We start from the raw sequence: 17,000 nt of genomic DNA on the forward strand, positions 1-17,000 counted from the left end.
ATTTACCCTATAAATAGATGAATAAACTGATTTTTCATGGTGTTGATACAAAAAAGATAGAGGCAAAAAGGGTGAGATTGGTTACAATCGGATGAAGTTATTGTGGTGAGTGTGTCGAGTATGTCCCCTAGCAACATTTTCGTGGTTTTATTGGTGCTGGTTGTGTTTTTTTTCCTGATACAAAAGCGCTTCAATCGCTCAGAGCAACTCAAAGACAGCCGCTATAAACGACGGCCCACGCTACTCACCAATCAAGAGTCCACCTTTCTCCATACTCTGCAAGAGGCCGTTGGCACACACGGTGTGATCATGGCCAAGGTTGCTATCAGTCAGGTAGTTGCGCCGATTGCAACCAATAAAAAACAGTGGTTTATCGCCAATAATCGTATCGCGAAAAGCTGTTTTGATTTTGTGATTTGTGATCCGACAACCTTAGAGCCGAGGGTAATCATCGAACTCGATGATGGTCGCAGCTTAGACAAAGGCAAAGCGCAGCGTGAGAAGTTACTGCTGCATGTGTGCAAATCGGCAGGCATTCCCTTAATCGGCGCATCGGTTAAACACAGCTATCAAATTGGCCGCTTGCGCCGTTTGCTGGCTGCCCACATCGATTTGATTGAGCCGGAGAGAGAAGTTCGCTTTTGCAAGCAGTGCCGCAGTCCAATGGTGATCCGCGTTGCAACCACAGGTGAGTTTAAGGGGCGACGCTTCTTTACCTGTAGTCGCGCGCCACAGTGCAGCTACACCGAGAATTACAATGTGGTGTTTGATGACTAGATCACCATCCGCTTGAAGTCGTGTTTTGATTGGCTGCAATGACAGACTTTAACCTGATTACGGCCATTTTGTTTCGCTCGGTAAAGCTCCGCATCAGCAATGGCCAAGACTTCATCGAGAGGCTGTTGATTACTTAGACACACCCCGATACTCATGGTGACGTGCAATTTGTTACCGTCAACATTGAATACGTGCTTGTCGATGTAGTGACGGATTGTCTCTGCGGTTTCTGCCGCTTCTGTCATGCTGGTGTTAGGCAAAGGAATGCAAAATTCCTCGCCGCCGATACGATAGACATCGTTGTCAGCGTAGCGGGTGAGTAACCCACCAATTTCCTGAAGGACCTTATCACCACACACGTGGCCATACTCGTCATTAACCCGTTTAAAGTGGTCGATATCAAGGATTAGGATCGATACTGGATCAGTGCTGCTTGCTAGATGCTCATAATCGTGGCTCAAGGCCAAGCGGTTGTAGCAACCAGTTAAAGCATCTTTAACGGCGAGGTTGTGCAGGGATATCGCTGTCTTATTACGATTGAGCTCGTGACTGTGTAGAAGCGCCCAAATCGCCGCATAGCCGAGGATCATATTGCCTGCTGTTTGATAGCCAATCCCCTCAATGGCAATAAACGGGGTATAACTGAGTGCACAATTGAGTATCAGGGTCACGAGTGTAGCAAAAAATCCATGCTTGACACCCAAAAGGGCATACAACAGGACGGGCGCAACCAGTACCCATACCACACTGCCGACAGAGAAAGGCAGCATTCTCGATGTCATACAGGCTACGGCGATGGTGCAGTAAGAGAAAAAAGTCGCATGTTGGCGGTGCAAGTCATGCTGCTTGCGATGATTAAAAATATAAAAACAGTAACCGACGAATCCAAGCTGGGTGAAGCCCAAAAAGCTGTTGGTGGCTAGGGTGAGGTTCATCAGTGCGAAGAATGGGAACACCAGCCCAAAGCATAGACAAGAGACCACCAAGATTTGGTGCTTTGTCTGATCTGCAAATTTTGAGACGTTCGGTTCCATCGACTAAGATTCTCATGAATAATCGTTAACCGCTGATTTTATTATGATTAGCTAGGGGATGGAACAGTAAAGATGATAGAGATCACATTATGTGATCTCTATTTTGGTAATAACATGTAATTATTGAGTATTTCTAATCTAAGTGGCTAACCAAAGCGGCTAATTAATTTGTTTTAACAGCGTTATTAGCTCCTCTTCGGTTTTGGGCTCAGTGCTTAACTCGTAAGATGGGCCAGCACCTCCTTTGAGCAAATAAGCGTGAGTCGTACAATGATCATAGTGATACCAAAGCCCATTGACGCAAATATCTGTGTAACAGCGGATGTCTTGTTTTAATTCCATCATTCTCTCCTCATTGATTCCTTGCCTACTGGTTTAAACCTAGTTTTGGCTGATTAAAGTTGCTAATGATCAAGATCAATATTTGAGTGGCTTAGAGAGAACTGACACTTATTCGCTTTGGTTGTGTAATCAAGCTCTGATTAATATCAATTTTAACTCCGTAAAACATACCGATATGCCGCTTAATAACTACCTCATTAGAGGAAATGAAAGTAGAAATTCGCTGCCTTGTGCTGAACTTATTACCTCGAGTTGTCCGTGGTTTTTCTCTACAAATTGGCGGCTGATGGCAAGCCCTATGCCGGTGCCATTTGACTTACCTTTAGTCACGAATGGCTCAAAAATGGACTCGAGCAAATGGTTGGGAATACCTAACCCATTATCCTTAACCGCGATAATAGCGGTGTTGTCTTTTGTGCTGAGTGACACCTCGACCAGCGCTTTCTCTCTTGGGTGAGTAATAAGCTCTTCTTTGGCATTAGTGATGATGTTGATCAAGGCTCGCCGAATTTGCTGTGGATCTATCTCAACCAAAAGGGGCGAAGTAAAGTTGACCTCAAGCTCAATATCCTCTGGAAACGTAATCGACTGTTGTTGGCAGAGCGTTTGAAGGTAAGTGTTGAGTTCAACAACCTCTGTTTGCGACTGCTTGTCTTTAGAGAGGTCAAGAATATCGTCGATAAGGGCACGCATGTCGACACAGGCAGACGTCATCCACTCGAGCATCTCTGCTTCCCTATCTTCTACCGAGGACTGAAATGTTGGCTTGATGTAGTCGAGTACTCCTTCAAACACATTCAGCGGTTGGCGTAAGTCATGAACGATGATGCTTGATGCTCGACCAACGGCAGAAAGTTCTCTTTGTTTGGCCAGTCCAGCCTGCAATTTGATAGAGTTTAAGGCTTGGCTGGCATGTTTAAGCATCAAATAGGCAACGTGTTTGAGATCATCACTGATGGGATTGTTAGGGTCGATGTTGATGTAAAATCCATACTCACCACAAGCGAAATAGAAGGCGCTACTGCACTGCTTTTCACTGTACATTTGTTGCTCAGTGAGGGCGTTGAAAAATGCGTCAGCGGGCTCAATATCTTCATCTGAGCAGTAGACCATTTGCTTTGAGTCTATTTCCCAGACAAAGACCTGTGAGTTGTGGCCATGGAAAATATTGGTGAGTTGCGGTGCGATGTAGTCAACTAGGTTAAGTCCGGTGTCGCATCGCGCTGGGATCTCGTTGACAATCTCGAGCAAGCTCTCAAGTTGCTTGGCTTTATTCCAATCGCAGCAGGCCTTAGTGGCAATTTGACGCACTTCAACCTGCTCGAAAGGTTTGCAGTGATAGCCGATGTTGTTGCCCAAGTCAGCGTTTAATTGCTCAAGCTTGTAATCGCTATACGCGGTGACAAATACCACATGGGCTTTGTCATCATATTCCCGAATGTGTTTAATGGTTTCTAAACCGTCCATACCAGGCATACGCATATCACAGAAAATGAGGGCATAGGGTTGATTGGATTCGACAGCCTGCTTTACCTTCTCGACTGCGTTGGCGCCATTGCTGGAGAAATCTAGGTGGCAATCGAAAATATTTGCGTTTCTAACTGGTGTGGAGGAGGGTAAATCATCAAACAGGGCGCTTTCTGCTTGCATAAGCGCATCGAGCGAGTGGTCTTGATGCTCATCTTGACCTAGCGCGATTTTAAATGCATCACGCACTGAACTCTCATCATCGATGATCAATACTCTGGAATTAAAGTTACTCATGATGTTCTCCTTTTGGAGATATAGGTAAGCTCAAGATTGCACAGCAGCCGAGGCCGGCGCCTTCGCTGCCCAAGCTAAATGTTCCACCGTGACTGTCAGCAAACTGCGTTGCGCCTAAAGTACCTGTCCCCGAGCCCTGAGGTTTAGTTGTAAAGTGACCGGTGCCGATCTTGGCAGCAATGTCGGGACTAAAGCCAGTTCCATTATCCTCCACGCGCAAGTGAACGTATTGAGGGTCTGATTCTATAACCAGGTTTATGTTGGCCTGAGATCGCTGATGCTTGCCTTCCAGATCACACATGGCTTCACAACTGTTTTTAATCAGATTAACGATCACTTGTGTCAGACGTGTTTTATCAGCCATGACCGTTGCTTGATTGGATTTATCGTCGATTGAAACCTGGCATTTATGCTGTGCTATGAGCTCCGCACAGACTTTCAGCGCGTGATCAACCGACTCAGCAACCGCTATGGGGTTAGTAGATATACCTTCTCCATCACCGACCTGGCTTTTCTGGATCTGAACGATGTCTTGCACATGTTTGACATTAACACTGATCCCGTGATGCAGAGTATCAAAGCTTTTCTGACGGTTAGACAAAGAAGAGTGCAGTGAACCAACGAAGGTACTCAGCGCGTTACCTTTACCTATGCCTAGTGCTTGATCCAGCTCAGCACATTTGGCATCAATTAATTGATGCAGTTTGGCCAAGCTGTCAAGCTCAGGCCAGTTTTTGTCGGCGTTGAGCTTTTCAGTGCTGATGGCAATACCCGTAACCGCATTGCCAATATCGTGAATGATATTGGTCGCCATTTCGAGCTTAGTTAGGGCTTCTGCTCGTTGTATCTCTTGCTGATGACGCGCGTTATCTTGTTCGACTAAAATGGTGCTGTCAGAAAAAGACATCATCATGTGCGTGTCTGAAACCCTTACCAACTCCACATCCAGCCACAGCGTGGTGCCATTAAGCGCATGAAGCTCGACACGAAAAGGAGAGTGATTGCTCGAAGCACACACCGAATCGGTATTGGTGACAAAGTCATCAAGTCTATCTGCAAGAAACGGTGAGAGATCACTTGCTAGTCCAACCAGGTTTAGGAAGTCTGCAGTGGGGTTGATTTGCAAAAGAAGTTGGCTTGCTTTGGCACTCATCAGCTCAATGGTACCATCGGATTGCGCAAGAATTATCCCCATTGGCAACTGGTAGATGAAGCTAAGTAACTCAGCTTCTTTCATTTCAGTCATCGGGCTGACATCGAGGCTAGGCATCGACGCATATCCATGACTGCTGTTGCTGACGAAGAAGTCGCAGGGTGACCTTAGTTGGCTTGAGTTTATAGGTAAAAACGTAATCGAGGGTTTCATCGAGCGCTGTATTATTAGCAACAGCGTCATGAAAGCGCTCTGCAACCATAAAGTTATTGGTGCATGGGGCGACCTGAACAAAGAAATTCTTGCCAAGCGTCTCTTCAGGCGAGAGCCCCGAGAGTGAGGATTGATAATGATTATAGAACTCGACATTACCCGAATCGGTGAGCTTAATAGCGCCAAATACAGCTTGATTGATGGCTTCTTGGCTCGAGGTATTGAGGGCCTCAAATAAATTTTGTTGTTTAAAGTCCATATTATTCACCACTTTGTGAGAGGAACGTCACTGCTAGTCTAGGTAATGTTCTACTCTTTCCAAGTAAAATACCTATAAAGTATGGGGACATAAATTTGCCCAATGCACGTTTGAGTCAATGCAACGACACGATACGTTTAACGACAGCGCAAGTTTTACGTTTTATTAAGCACACCGCCCTGATCGAGCTTGCCGAGTTGCGTCACCAGCCCCTCGATTGGCACGACAACCTTTCATGGCCTGATGATAAGCCCCTCAACCAGCTTGGTATTGATTCCCTTGAGTTAACAGCTATTGTGGTTCGCATCACAACGGCACTACAGCTGACTCAATTTACTCGAATTCCCAACCTCAGCGGCCGGATGAGCCTCAATCAATGGGCACAAGCTATTGTGGAGGTGACTAACGGTGATTTTACTCAGTTTGGTTTCTATTCATCAGGGACAACAGGGCGTAAAAAACTTATCGTCCACCAAGCGAGTAAATTGATTCTCGAGCTCGAGGAGATAGTAAGGCAGGTACAAGGGCTGCAACGAATTGTGTCCCTCGTGCCCAACTGCCATTTGTATGGCTTTATGTTCTCGCTGTTACTCCCGGAAAGAGTTGGGGCTAGCCTAGTTGAAGCACAACATTTGCCAGTCAACTACCTTACTCGCTGCCTTCAAGCCGGGGATGGGTTAATCAGTTTTCCTGACAAACTCGAGGCCTGGCTGCCGCATCTAGATTGCCCACTTGAGCCTATCACTATTGTCAGCTCAACTGCGCCACTGGCTTATCAGATTAAACAGTCCCTTACTCGTTGGCAGTGCAGCGCGATTTTCGACTTTTATGGCTGTGCAGAAGCAGGGGCGATAGCCGTATCCAAGTATCCGAATACAGGCTACCAATTATTGCCCTATTGGCAGGTTAATTTTGATAAGCATTGCCTTATTCATACCCAATTACAGGGCCAGGAGTTCGCGCTGCCAGATCTCTTGACGATAGATGACTGTCGTCAGCTGAGCCTTAACGGTCGAGCTGACCAACAAGTTCAAGTAGCAGGTATCAATGTCTGCTTGAGTGAGGTGGCTGAGCATTTAGACCGGCACCCCAAAGTTGAGACGAGTTCAGTGCGCTTAATGACTAAGGAAGAAGGAAATCGATTAAAGGCATTTATCGTGCTGAAGTCGAAATATCGTCATGAGGTACTCAGTCAAGAGTTAGAAACTTGGTGCCAAACTCTCGCACCAGTTCAGCGACCCAAGAGCTTCGTATTTGGGTCTAAGCTGCCAAAAAACGAATTAGGCAAACTAAAAGATTGGATGGTGGAAATATGAATAATGAGATCAAAGAGAGATGATTTGTGGTGGTGGGATGATAGGAGGGACATTGTATAAACAGTAAGTTCGTGCGGCAGGTTGGCTGTTAAAAACGAAGTCATGCGCGGTGTTTTCACTAGGGATCTGGTTTATTAATTTACGGATATAAACCAAATAACTGATGTGAAGAGGTCTTCATTGCCGTTGTAGTGCGTCGAAGCTTAAGAATTGTTTATAGATTAATATGTTCTAGATTACTAGAAGTGGTGATATTAGGACGCGATTATGGGAAGTAAAAAGCTAATACTCGGATGTGGCACGATATTACTCTTCTGTGTAGGGTTGTTGATATTTGAAGTGTACAAATCATCGTCTGGCCCTTTCTATCAGGATGATATTGATGCTTTGGTTATCGCCAAAGATAATCCAGAACTGAGTCACAAAGAGTTCAGCTCTGAGGAGCATAATAACAACACTAATACCCACTCGGTGAACGCCGACTCGACAAGCACAGGCTCGACTAATCTTGGTTACGTCGACCCCAGCCTCCCAATCCAACCTATCTTACCTGTTGAAGACATTGATATTGAAAAAGCGAGAGTAGGCTGGTTTTTATTTCGGGATCCGGGACTTTCGTCAAACAACCAAGTGAGCTGTGAGAGTTGCCATAATCTTCAAACCAACGGTGCCGAGCTAATACCCGTTTCCCTCGGTGTGCATGGGGCTGGGCAGCGCAACTCCTTGACGGTATTTAATGTCGTGTACAACTACCGATTCTTCTGGGATGGCCGGGTTAACTCTCTAGAGGAGCAGCTTGATGGCCCAGTACACAACCCTGTTGAGATGGACAGCACCTGGGAAAACATCTTTGGGTATGTGTCACAATCTGAGAAATACCAATCGTTATTTTCTGATGCAGGCCTTGAGATCAATATCGATACTATTAAAGGGGCAATTGTCGAGTTTGAACGGGCTTTAACCACACTTGGCGCGCCTTTTGACCGCTATTTAGCGGGTGATGCAGAGGCGATCAATCCATCAGCTCAACGAGGCTGGCAGGCATTTCAGTCTGAGGGTTGCATTGCGTGTCATCAAGGGACTAACGTCGGTGGCGGCCTGGTGATGCGCTTTGGCTATTTTGGTCAGGACAAAACGGGCAGTGAGCGCAGTAGCGATTTAGGCCGGTTTGCCACCACCTCGAAACCTGAGGACCGACACCTATTTCGTGTTCCTAGTTTGCGTAATGTCGGTGATACTGCCCCCTATTTTCATGATGGAAAAACTCAGCAGCTGACTGATGCAATCAAAATCATGGGTCAGAGCCAGTTGGGGAAAGAGTTGGATGAGAGCACCATCGAGGATATTTATCAGTTTTTGCTGACACTCTCAGGCCAGCGCCCAGCGATTCTCGAGGAGTTTGAACATGAAAATGATTAGAGGGCTTTATATTGCGCTGGTAACTTCACTCTGCACGTTAGTCGGTTTGACCATACTCAATTACCTAGAATTTAAGACAATATCTGAATATCAATTAATGGTGACAACCCTTGGGCATGAGCTGGTTGCGACCCGAGATGAAATTACCTTGCAATCGATGGAAGGGATCAGCTCACCTTATGAGCTCAACCGCTCAATCGTCGCGATGGAAAAAAAACTTAACGTACTCGAGTCGAGCATGAGCCAGGATATCAGTGAGCAGCTTTATTTCAATCGCATGAAGGTTTACGAAGTACTAAGTTCTTTTCATGACTCTGGCCTTGAGGTTGCGGATGCACTTGATCATTTGGTGGGAGTGATTGTTGCGCGACACTCGGTCCTCTCTTCGTTGGATCGCCCCCAAGTTAGTCAGAATGAAAACACCCTCAATGAGAGTGTTTTGTTAGAGGCCTTTTTGACCCGAGAGGGTCAGGCGGGGTTTGAAGACCCAAACATCAATAGAATCAGCCATATCTTCAACGATTTAAGTATGCAGCAACGCCAGCTGTTTTCGATTGTTCTCTCAGGCAAAAATGCCGAATTTGTTGAGCACGCCGAACACCAATTAAGCGATATCTCGGCTGAAGTACGAGATAGGGTTGCCTTGTTATTGTTTGCCTCGACGGTCAATGTGTTCGTTATTCTGCTGTTGGTTGGGGTGCAGCGTAGTCGAGAGTTGCGACGCAACAACTCGGCTTACCAAGAATCGGTTGAAAAATCCGAACATGCGAGTCAAGCCAAGTCTTTGTTTTTGGCAACCATGAGCCATGAGCTGCGTACTCCGATGAATGGCGTGATGGGATTGGCGGAATTGATTCGTGAACAATCTAATGAGATTGAGATCAAAAAGCACGCTCAGACGATTGTGGAGTCGGGTGAGCATCTAGTGACCTTACTTAATGACATTCTGGATTTCTCAAAAATCGAGCAGGGTAAGATGACGCTTGAATCGTGTGAATTTAGCATGGCGAGCGTGGCCGACAGTATCGAAAAGTCGCTGCGCCCAGTGGCGAGCAACAAGTCGATAGCTTTAAAAATTCACAACCTGATCCCGAGCAATATCGAGTTGGTAGGCGATCCTGCACGCTTGCGTCAAATTCTGTTTAATGTCGTGGGTAATGGGATTAAATTTACTGAGAGTGGGGAGGTGAGCTTAAGCATTATTCACCATCAGGGCAGTCGAAAAAACATCGAGATTAAAGTCACTGACACCGGGGTCGGCATCGACCGAGAGCGACTGAACAGCATCTTCAATGCATTCGAACAAGCAGAGCTATCCACGACCAGAAAGTTTGGTGGTACCGGATTAGGCTTATCGATTGTTAAGGAGTTGGTTAATCTCATGGATGGTGAGATTGAGGTCTTCAGTCAACCCAACGTTGGGACTGAAGTGACGATTACGCTCACGCTACCCATTCAGGTGATAAAACAAGTCCAAGTGACAGAACCGGCGATATCGACGTCGGCTGAGCCCGACATGCCTTCAACCTCCTCTCCGTCCCCTTCAAGCACCGATACCTTGCGGGTATTAATCGCCGAAGACAATCGATTGAATGCCCTAGTTCTAAAAGAGTTTTGTCACAATGAAGGGTATTCTGTGACCCTTGCTCGAGATGGTTCAGAGGCGATAGAGGTGCTGAGCAAAGAGGGCTTTGATCTAATTTTGATGGATAATCATATGCCCAAACTCAATGGCATTGAGGTGATAAGCCATATTCGTCATCAGCTAAAACTCGATACCTGTATTTTCGCTTGTACTGCAGACGTGTTTAAAGAAGCTCACGATCGTTTTATTGATAGCGGGGCGAACTTTGTCCTGACCAAACCACTGCAAGTATCCAGTCTCAAACGGGCCATCAGTCGTCACTACGCCGTGATAAGAGGCGGACAAGCGGTAAGCAGTCATAGCAACGTAGTGCACTTGATACGTTCCCCTGTGGATACCTTGCCAATGACGGAAGAGGAGATATCAAGCTCTGCCATACTCAGTGATGGTGCGCTTGAGCGTGAAGAAAAGCTCGACCTGTTGGAAACTTTTATCCAAGAGGTTGAGCAGAACATCGAGAAGCTGATCAGCGGCTACTCGGAGTCTTCAGCAGACAAGATTTTCCATACCCTGCATTCAACGAAAGGAATTACGGCGGAGTTCGGGATGCCGGAAGTGTCTCAGCTGGCAGAAAAGTGCGAGATAGAGGCGCGTGGCGGCACAATTCCCGCTCTAGAGGAGTTGCAAGTTTTGGTCAATTTGCTGCTCATTAATGTTCATCAAGCCCATCGGCTCAATGCTGAGTATGCTGGCGCGCGACAATCAGGCAATGGAGAGCGGTCATAATGAAGGTCATAACTTGGTTTAACGTTGTTCCGCTTGTAGTTTGGCTATCTGCGTTATCACTAGGCGTGCTGGCGGTTGATCTAAGCATTCCGTTGGGTGTAGCGGCTGGCGTGCCGTATGTCACTGTGGTTTTACTTTCGCTGATGTCAAAGGAGCAAAACACCACGATTATTTGGGCAACAATTTGTACTGTGCTTACGCTCGTTGGCTATTACGCATCGCCGGTTGGCGGCGAAGTGTGGAAAGTGGTATTCAATCGGGTACTTGCCATTTATGCGATATGGGCGGTCGCCATTGTATCTCTAGTGCTAAAGAAGCGTGCAACAGAAGTGGTTAAGTTGGAGGCAGACCTCATGCTGGCGGATTTTCGCTCGACTTTAGGGCTGGTGGCAGAGCATACGCGCGATGCGGTGATCATAACGGATAGCCAGGGTGGAATAACTTGGGTAAATCACGCATTCACTGAATTATCAGGCTATACACTGGCAGAGGTTACCGGCAAGAAGCCCGGTGATATGCTGCAAGGAAAAGACACCTCAATTGTCGAAATTAAGCGTCTGTCTCAGGCGATAAAGCAGGGCAAGTTTATTTCCAGCGAGATAATTAATTACACCAAAGAGGGGACTCCTTACTGGATTGATATCTCTATCTCGCCTGTGCATGAGAATGGAGAGTTGACGCGATTTATTGCCGTTGAACGCGACATCACTGAGCGTAAAGAGTTAGAGCTTAAGTTAGAGCAAGAGAGGACGATAGCTGTCGCGGGCAGCGAACAAAGAAGCCGACTTTTTTCTTTGTTACACCATGAAGTGGTGAAGCCGGTCAATCACTTATCTGTGCTGGGTGACAATATGTACTCTGCAGAGGATGTCGATGAAATCAAAGCCACCAGCATGCAGATCCAATGCCTTACCCGCTGTTTAAGTTTGATCACGGATAATTTGTCAACGTTAGCCGAAGTTGATGGGGATAATCTGACCTTCGAGTGTCAGACAAATGCACCTCAAGAGTTCATGGATACGCTTGGCAGTAAGTTAAAGCTGTTGGTAGAGGCGTATAACTTGCCCTTTAGCACTGATATCGATGACGCGGTTGAAGGTTTGAAGGTGCGCAGTGATCAGCGTGTGACGGAAACGTGTTTGATGTTCTTGACCCTTCTCGCCGTGTCGAAAAGCCATGCCAGAGAGCTATCACTGAGTGTGCGGGCGCATTTTAATGACGACGACGTTGCAATGTGCTTTGAGCTTGCCGTGAAAGACGATGGCACGACTAGTCAGTTTATTGATCAGCTAAGCAGCTATCCAGACCAGAGCAACAAAAGCCTTGAGGCGGGATTGTCTGCAGGCTATGAGTTGATCACCACTTTATTGAGCGCTTCGAATGGTCGCGTGTCAACGTATCACGATGGCGAGTTGAGTAGAATAGCGATGCACGAGCGTTATGAGGTCGTGGAGCGGGCAAAAGCAAGCAGTGATGGGGAGCTGAAAGTACTGATAGCGGAAGACAATAAGGTTAATGTAATTGTATTGACCAAACTGCTGAAGTCACTGGGCTATGAATCGATTGATGTTGCAGCAGATGGCCAAAAGGCGGTTGAGATGGCGCAGGACAACTTTTATCAATTGATCTTGATGGACAATCATATGCCTAATTTGACGGGGTTAGATGCAACCAAAGTTATTGTACAGGACAAGCAGATCCCTTCGATTGTAATTGCTTGTACCGCTGACACTGGATCAGAGGCGAGAGCGGGCTTTTTTGCTAATGGCGCGAGTGATGTGATCTATAAGCCAATCAAGAAAAACGTGCTGGACAGGGCGATCACGGATGCGTTTGACAAAGCCAATAAGGTGTTGGCGTAAAATCATGCCTCTATCGCGGGTCAAATCTGGGTCTCACTTCCTTATCCGCGTTATTGACCTCGATTTGGCTAACTCGTTACAGTGGCTATAGAAGTGAGGGTAGTGGAGCCTCACTCTCAGACTGACAAGATGGTGAATGTATGTCCAAGACGGCCAAGTTGTATAACGAAGATAAGCTATTAAAAAAGGCATTGGAGGTTGGGCTTAAAATGGCCAAAATGCAAGGCTTTGAGCTACCAACCACGCCCGCCCCAACCAAGATTAAAGCCGTTTATCTATTTTTAGTCGAGGTCAATCAAATCACGCCTCTGCCAAAAGATAAGCTCGACGGCGCCCACATCAAAAAGCGCCTCGCACTGTGGATACACAGTGTCCTACCTGATGACGATCCCTTAAAGTAAGATATTCTGTCTACAGGCTCGTTGCGCCCGCAGACAATATTCCGCGAACCGCGAACCTGGTTTTATCGTCTATGCTTATGGAGTTCGAATAATAAGGAGTCTCCCATGGGTATTTTTTCTTGGATTATCTTAGGTTTGATTGCTGGCGCTTTGGCAAAGTGGTTGATGCCGGGTAAAGAGGGTGGGGGTTGGATTGCCACTATGCTACTCGGGATCGCTGGTGCGTTTGTTGGTGGTTTCCTTGGTGGGTTCTTGGGATTGGGAGGCGCGACAGGTGTCAATATCGGTAGCATCATCACGGCGACAATAGGCGCGTTTGTTTTGCTGTTTGTCTACAACCGATTCTTCAGGTAGTGCCACCTTGGAAACACGTATATTGTAGTACGCGACGTTTAACAGATTAGTCTGCTTAGCTGCCATCATTTCATTTATTGAGTGATCACTCGACAAGATACTGGGGTTTAGTCATAATCTGGCGCCCCACGTATTGCAGTCTACGATCATGAGCCAAATTGCCCCTACCTCAATCACTCGGTCCTTCTATCGCTACCTTATTCCTGCCGTTGTTGGAATGCTTATCAAGTGTGCCTTTATCTTTATTGACACGCTATTTATTGGTCGCCTAGTTGGCTCAGATGCATTAGGTGCAGTCTCTTTGGTGATTCCGTATTTCTCAGTCTTTACTGCAGTGGCGATGATGCTTGGTATTGGTGGCGCGACCTGGATGTCGATTGAACTTGGTCAGCGCAATCGAGCTAAGGGACAAGCCATATTCTCACAGACCGTGTTGTTTGCTCTTGGCGTGTTTATTCTCTTATCAATACTTTGCTGGTGGACACTGAACCCAGTATTGGAACTGATGGGGGCAGAGGGCGCAATCTTCGACCTCAGTCGAGAGTATATGGTGTTCTTGCTGCCATTTCTCACCGCTTATGGCATGAATTGGGTGCTATCGAGTTTTATCCGCAACGATAATAACCCCAAGCTGGCCATGATAGCGATGATCAGTGGCGCATTGGTAAATATCGTTTTCGATGCACTGTTTATCTGGTGGCTTGATATGGGCGTTGGTGGCGCAGCACTGGCGACAGGCTTGTCACAGTGTGTGATGATTGCCATTCTGTTAACGCATTTCTTTACTCGCACAAGTCAGCCGCGATTAGTGTTACGCCTTGTTCCACCTAGTCGCGATACGATAATCAGAGTATGCCAAATAGGCACGCCAAGTTTGTTTATCGAGCTGGCATTAACGGTCACTATCGTCGTGTTCAACGTGGTATTGCTTAACTATTATGGCGAGGATTTCCTAATTGCCTATAGCTTGAGCCTCAATCTTGGCGTATTTGCCCTGTTTATCTTGCTAGGGATCTCTCAAGCGATCCAGCCACTGATCAGTTATAACTTTGGTGCAGGAGAGCATCTCAAGGTCAAACAGAGTTTTTATCTTGGCTTAAAGTTTGCCGCCATGACGGGGATTACTATGGCGACGATCGCGATGATTTTTGCCGATGAGATTGTTGCTTGGTTTATTGTCGATGATCAGGCTCTTGCGACGTTGTCCAGTGAGGCGGTGCGTTGGTACTTTTATTGTGCACCGATTATGGCCGTGAATATTATTGTTTCAACCTACTTTCAATCATTAGCTAAACCAAAGCAGTCCTCCGTGTTGTCACTGTTGCGTGGTTTGGTGTTCGTTTTATTGGGGTTAGTGCTGATACCTGCTGCCTTTGGAGCGAACGCGGTATGGGGGGCGTTCGTATTTGCTGAGTTGATGACCGTTGGCGTCAGCTTTTACCTGGTTAGACGCTATGCTCGACGTAGCCAAGGCAGTCTTGATGGTCAGGTTTCATCTCACGCAATAGGTGGAGAAACACCGCTAGATGCTTGATCATTGTCATCGCACTAATGGACTAGTCGCTGGGCACTTCGTTTTTGAGTGTGGTAAGGATATCGCGTAAATGATCGGGTTGCATAAATACCTTAAACCATTCAGTAAATGTGTCTGGCTCGGCGATCATTTGGGCTTGGAGGGTCTCTAAGCTGATATAGGTGTGAGCTGAGACTTCGTCGGGGTTAGGTTGCATAGGGCCGTTATATCGGCCAACGAACAACTGATCTAACTCATGCTCCCATAACCCATCAGCTAGCTTAGATTTGTAGATGATGCTTTTGACCGGGTAGAGCGTCAAATCGAACCCCATCTCTTGTTGAATACGGCGGTGTGCCCCTGCTAAGTAAGTCTCTCCTTTGCAAGGGTGGCTACAACATGCATTAGTCCACAGACCGGCAGAGTGGTATTTGCTTAAAGCGCGTTGATGCACAAGCATCCGACCTTCATTATCAAAGACAAAGATTGAAAAGGCTCGATGCAGCACGCCCTTTTGGTGTGCCTCTAGTTTATCCATTTCACCAAGTATGTTGTCTTGCTCATCAACTAATACAACTTGATTTATATTCATATAAATAATCCAAATATGTCTTTGCTATCTATGTCTGATCATAGTTGCTGCTTGCCCACTTACAACTGGCGATATTGGTTAGATTTAACATTCAGTTACATCTTGTGCATAGTGAGCACCTTTATAATCAATACATGGCATATTACTATCCAAATTGATGAAAAAGTGATTAGGTAATGAGATGGGTCTAGGACGAAAGGAATTTACTGCCGTGTTTATCTCTCTGCTTTCAGTTTCGTTTAGCAGTATGGGAGGTGAGAGTGGTAGTGGCGAGAATAATCGCCAAATTGAGCCAGCAGAAAGGCAGCAACACTATACAAAACTCAAGGCGGTTGTAGGTGACTCAACTTGGTTTGAAGAGGCTCAGACTACGCTATTTCTTGGTGGGCACCATGCTGATGACTCAAAGTTCGGTCCTTTACTAAAAGCTGGCAGTGCGCCTGAAGATGTCATTGCGTTGCTTGAATCGAAGCAGACAAAGCAAGCGCTCTCAAGAGAACAGTATCCGTTCGAAAATACGATAGCTGGCTTTTTAATGACTCAAGGGGCGCAAATGGAGGACTTGTTTCAATTCCAAAAAGAGATGAAAAAGGCCGTCGACACCTGTATCAAGCGCTATATCCATGTCTACGAAAATGGCGATCCTGAGCTTGGGTTCTGGCCAGGTCAGCTTGGTCAGCCTCAAGCGTACTTTGACAACTATGGTTTGCAGTTAGGCACCCACTCTTATGACGATTTTGGTCATCTCAGTATCGAGTTCGGCCGTCGTTATTGCGAGCGAACCGTCGATTACGACTTTGATGAAGAGTACAGTGTGGTGACCAAACTCTATGACATCGTGTCTGAACAGCATATTGAGGTGGGACAATCTAATCTTAGAGAGTACGTCTTCAATCAGGCGTTCTATCCAGTCATTGGTATGACATGGTCTGAAATGTTGCGAGATGATTATTTCAGCAAAGATACTCGACCAAGTTTTAACTGACAGACTTTAAATCGTGAGAAAAAGGGATCGCAATGCGATCCCTTTTTAGTTGGTATCAATGTCAAACAAAGCGACGGCTCTCAATTTGCGTCGCGATGTGAGAGGTCGCTAGTAAACGACGTTTGGGTTGGCCGGAGTAAACTCTTGCTGAATCGGGTCGCTGCCATCATAGAACCACACTTCAGCGAGTAGGCTCTGGGTACCGCTGGCGTAGGTGATCTCAATCTCTCCCTGACCTGCGCTGAGCGCTTGTGCCGCGACTTTGTGGTTGTTGCTCGGCGCAAAGTCTCCATTTTCGGTCGCTTCATACTGGCTGTAGATGGAGATATAGGCACGCTCAGTTGAGAAGCTGCTCACGTCGATACTGACCGTGATGTTTTCAATTGGGTCGTAGTCAAAGCCGTGCGGTACGCTGAGATCTTGCATGGTGCGCTCGGTCTCTGGTTGGCTTGGTGTTGCTTCGACAACTTCAGTCTCTGTGACTTCTTCTTCAGCCGGTTGCTGGGCTGGGGCAGAGCTGCCGCCGCCACCGCCACCTCCGCCGCCACAGCCGATAAGTGCCAAACTGGTTAGAAACGCTAGGGTAAGGTTATGATAATTACGCATGGTCTTGTCCTTTCTTAATTCGTTATTCATCGTGTGCGT

At 46.6% G+C, this 17,000-nt stretch carries 16 protein-coding genes; 9 read left to right on the forward strand and 7 right to left on the reverse strand.

The features are described 5' to 3' along the window. Positions 1–120 precede the first annotated feature (120 nt). Entirely contained in the window at positions 121–777 is a 657-nt protein-coding gene (locus tag ACSTTG_RS12915) for a DUF2726 domain-containing protein (RefSeq protein WP_438475113.1), read from the forward strand. Here ACSTTG_RS12915 and ACSTTG_RS12920 read toward each other — a convergent pair. The 5 genes from ACSTTG_RS12920 to ACSTTG_RS12940 all read right to left on the reverse strand — a co-directional run bounded on the left by ACSTTG_RS12920 (position 774) and on the right by ACSTTG_RS12940 (position 5,542). Then, positions 774–1,811 (reverse strand): GGDEF domain-containing protein, encoded by a 1,038-nt coding sequence (locus ACSTTG_RS12920; protein ID WP_438459608.1) that lies wholly within the window; start codon positions 1,809–1,811, stop codon positions 774–776. The genes ACSTTG_RS12915 and ACSTTG_RS12920 overlap by 4 nt on opposite strands. Positions 1,812–1,970: 159 nt before the next feature. Continuing rightward, the gene (locus ACSTTG_RS12925; protein ID WP_438459607.1) at positions 1,971–2,153 is read right to left on the reverse strand and encodes a hypothetical protein; all 183 of its coding nucleotides are present in this window, start codon (positions 2,151–2,153) and stop codon (positions 1,971–1,973) included. Positions 2,154–2,342: 189 nt separating this feature from the next. Beyond that, the gene (locus ACSTTG_RS12930; RefSeq protein WP_438475114.1) at positions 2,343–3,917 is read right to left on the reverse strand and encodes an ATP-binding protein; all 1,575 of its coding nucleotides are present in this window, start codon (positions 3,915–3,917) and stop codon (positions 2,343–2,345) included. Next, positions 3,910–5,187, reverse strand: coding sequence for an ATP-binding protein (locus tag ACSTTG_RS12935; RefSeq protein WP_438475115.1), 1,278 nt, complete (start codon positions 5,185–5,187; stop codon positions 3,910–3,912). Before ACSTTG_RS12935 ends, ACSTTG_RS12930 begins: the two co-directional genes overlap by 8 nt. Beyond that, the gene (locus ACSTTG_RS12940) at positions 5,180–5,542 is read right to left on the reverse strand and encodes a PAS domain-containing protein (RefSeq protein WP_438459604.1); all 363 of its coding nucleotides are present in this window, start codon (positions 5,540–5,542) and stop codon (positions 5,180–5,182) included. Before ACSTTG_RS12940 ends, ACSTTG_RS12935 begins: the two co-directional genes overlap by 8 nt. 95 nt (positions 5,543–5,637) lie before the next feature. Here ACSTTG_RS12940 and ACSTTG_RS12945 point away from each other — a divergent pair, with 95 nt between their 5' ends. The 7 genes from ACSTTG_RS12945 (at position 5,638) to ACSTTG_RS12975 (ending at position 14,799) form a co-directional block, all read left to right on the forward strand. After that, positions 5,638–6,858: an AMP-binding protein gene (locus ACSTTG_RS12945; RefSeq protein WP_438475116.1), complete on the forward strand. Its 1,221-nt coding sequence runs from the start codon at positions 5,638–5,640 to the stop codon at positions 6,856–6,858. A 267-nt stretch (positions 6,859–7,125) separates the two neighbouring features. Then, positions 7,126–8,277: a cytochrome-c peroxidase gene (locus ACSTTG_RS12950; RefSeq protein WP_438459602.1), complete on the forward strand. Its 1,152-nt coding sequence runs from the start codon at positions 7,126–7,128 to the stop codon at positions 8,275–8,277. Continuing rightward, positions 8,264–10,648: an ATP-binding protein gene (locus ACSTTG_RS12955; RefSeq protein ID WP_438459601.1), complete on the forward strand. Its 2,385-nt coding sequence runs from the start codon at positions 8,264–8,266 to the stop codon at positions 10,646–10,648. Before ACSTTG_RS12950 ends, ACSTTG_RS12955 begins: the two co-directional genes overlap by 14 nt. Further along, entirely contained in the window at positions 10,648–12,510 is a 1,863-nt protein-coding gene (locus tag ACSTTG_RS12960; RefSeq protein ID WP_438475117.1) for a PAS domain S-box protein, read from the forward strand. The genes ACSTTG_RS12955 and ACSTTG_RS12960 overlap by 1 nt, the downstream gene beginning before the upstream one ends. 140 nt (positions 12,511–12,650) lie before the next feature. Then, complete coding sequence (locus tag ACSTTG_RS12965; protein ID WP_438459599.1) at positions 12,651–12,911, forward strand: DUF5062 family protein; 261 nt, start codon at positions 12,651–12,653, stop codon at positions 12,909–12,911. 105 nt (positions 12,912–13,016) lie between these two features. Continuing rightward, positions 13,017–13,265: a GlsB/YeaQ/YmgE family stress response membrane protein gene (locus ACSTTG_RS12970; RefSeq protein ID WP_438459598.1), complete on the forward strand. Its 249-nt coding sequence runs from the start codon at positions 13,017–13,019 to the stop codon at positions 13,263–13,265. 148 nt (positions 13,266–13,413) lie between these two features. Then, the gene (locus ACSTTG_RS12975) at positions 13,414–14,799 is read left to right on the forward strand and encodes an MATE family efflux transporter (protein ID WP_438459597.1); all 1,386 of its coding nucleotides are present in this window, start codon (positions 13,414–13,416) and stop codon (positions 14,797–14,799) included. Between the two features lie 22 nt (positions 14,800–14,821). On the opposite strand, the gene idi is transcribed toward ACSTTG_RS12975, so the two are convergent. After that, the gene (gene idi, locus ACSTTG_RS12980; RefSeq protein WP_438459596.1) at positions 14,822–15,370 is read right to left on the reverse strand and encodes an isopentenyl-diphosphate Delta-isomerase; all 549 of its coding nucleotides are present in this window, start codon (positions 15,368–15,370) and stop codon (positions 14,822–14,824) included. A gap of 181 nt (positions 15,371–15,551) precedes the next feature. Here idi and ACSTTG_RS12985 point away from each other — a divergent pair, with 181 nt between their 5' ends. Next, on the forward strand, positions 15,552–16,355 hold the full coding sequence (locus ACSTTG_RS12985) for a hypothetical protein (protein WP_438459595.1): 804 nt from the start codon (positions 15,552–15,554) through the stop codon (positions 16,353–16,355). Between the two features lie 108 nt (positions 16,356–16,463). Here ACSTTG_RS12985 and ACSTTG_RS12990 read toward each other — a convergent pair whose 3' ends face one another. Then, positions 16,464–16,961, reverse strand: a complete 498-nt coding sequence (locus ACSTTG_RS12990) for a hypothetical protein (protein ID WP_438459594.1) — start codon at positions 16,959–16,961, stop codon at positions 16,464–16,466. Positions 16,962–17,000: the final 39 nt, after the last annotated feature.

Origin of the sequence: Vibrio glycogenivorans, assembly GCF_051660965.1 — a bacterium.
Taxonomy (GTDB): Bacteria; Pseudomonadota; Gammaproteobacteria; order Enterobacterales; family Vibrionaceae; genus Vibrio.

Bases quoted from the DNA above. Each gene is read 5' to 3' on its own strand.
- ACSTTG_RS12990 (WP_438459594.1), bottom strand. From the start codon at position 16,961: ATGCGTAATTATCATAACCTTACCCTAGCGTTTCTAACCAGTTTGGCA.
- ACSTTG_RS12960 (WP_438475117.1), top strand. From the start codon at position 10,648: ATGAAGGTCATAACTTGGTTTAACGTTGTTCCGCTTGTAGTTTGGCTA.
- ACSTTG_RS12950 (WP_438459602.1), top strand. From the start codon at position 7,126: ATGGGAAGTAAAAAGCTAATACTCGGATGTGGCACGATATTACTCTTC.
- ACSTTG_RS12985 (WP_438459595.1), top strand. From the start codon at position 15,552: ATGGGTCTAGGACGAAAGGAATTTACTGCCGTGTTTATCTCTCTGCTT.
- ACSTTG_RS12930 (WP_438475114.1), bottom strand. From the start codon at position 3,917: ATGAGTAACTTTAATTCCAGAGTATTGATCATCGATGATGAGAGTTCA.
- ACSTTG_RS12915 (WP_438475113.1), top strand. From the start codon at position 121: ATGTCCCCTAGCAACATTTTCGTGGTTTTATTGGTGCTGGTTGTGTTT.
- ACSTTG_RS12970 (WP_438459598.1), top strand. From the start codon at position 13,017: ATGGGTATTTTTTCTTGGATTATCTTAGGTTTGATTGCTGGCGCTTTG.
- ACSTTG_RS12955 (WP_438459601.1), top strand. From the start codon at position 8,264: ATGAAAATGATTAGAGGGCTTTATATTGCGCTGGTAACTTCACTCTGC.
- ACSTTG_RS12925 (WP_438459607.1), bottom strand. From the start codon at position 2,153: ATGGAATTAAAACAAGACATCCGCTGTTACACAGATATTTGCGTCAAT.
- idi (WP_438459596.1), bottom strand. From the start codon at position 15,370: ATGAATATAAATCAAGTTGTATTAGTTGATGAGCAAGACAACATACTT.
- ACSTTG_RS12935 (WP_438475115.1), bottom strand. From the start codon at position 5,187: ATGCCTAGCCTCGATGTCAGCCCGATGACTGAAATGAAAGAAGCTGAG.
- ACSTTG_RS12940 (WP_438459604.1), bottom strand. From the start codon at position 5,542: ATGGACTTTAAACAACAAAATTTATTTGAGGCCCTCAATACCTCGAGC.
- ACSTTG_RS12975 (WP_438459597.1), top strand. From the start codon at position 13,414: ATGAGCCAAATTGCCCCTACCTCAATCACTCGGTCCTTCTATCGCTAC.
- ACSTTG_RS12965 (WP_438459599.1), top strand. From the start codon at position 12,651: ATGTCCAAGACGGCCAAGTTGTATAACGAAGATAAGCTATTAAAAAAG.
- ACSTTG_RS12920 (WP_438459608.1), bottom strand. From the start codon at position 1,811: ATGGAACCGAACGTCTCAAAATTTGCAGATCAGACAAAGCACCAAATC.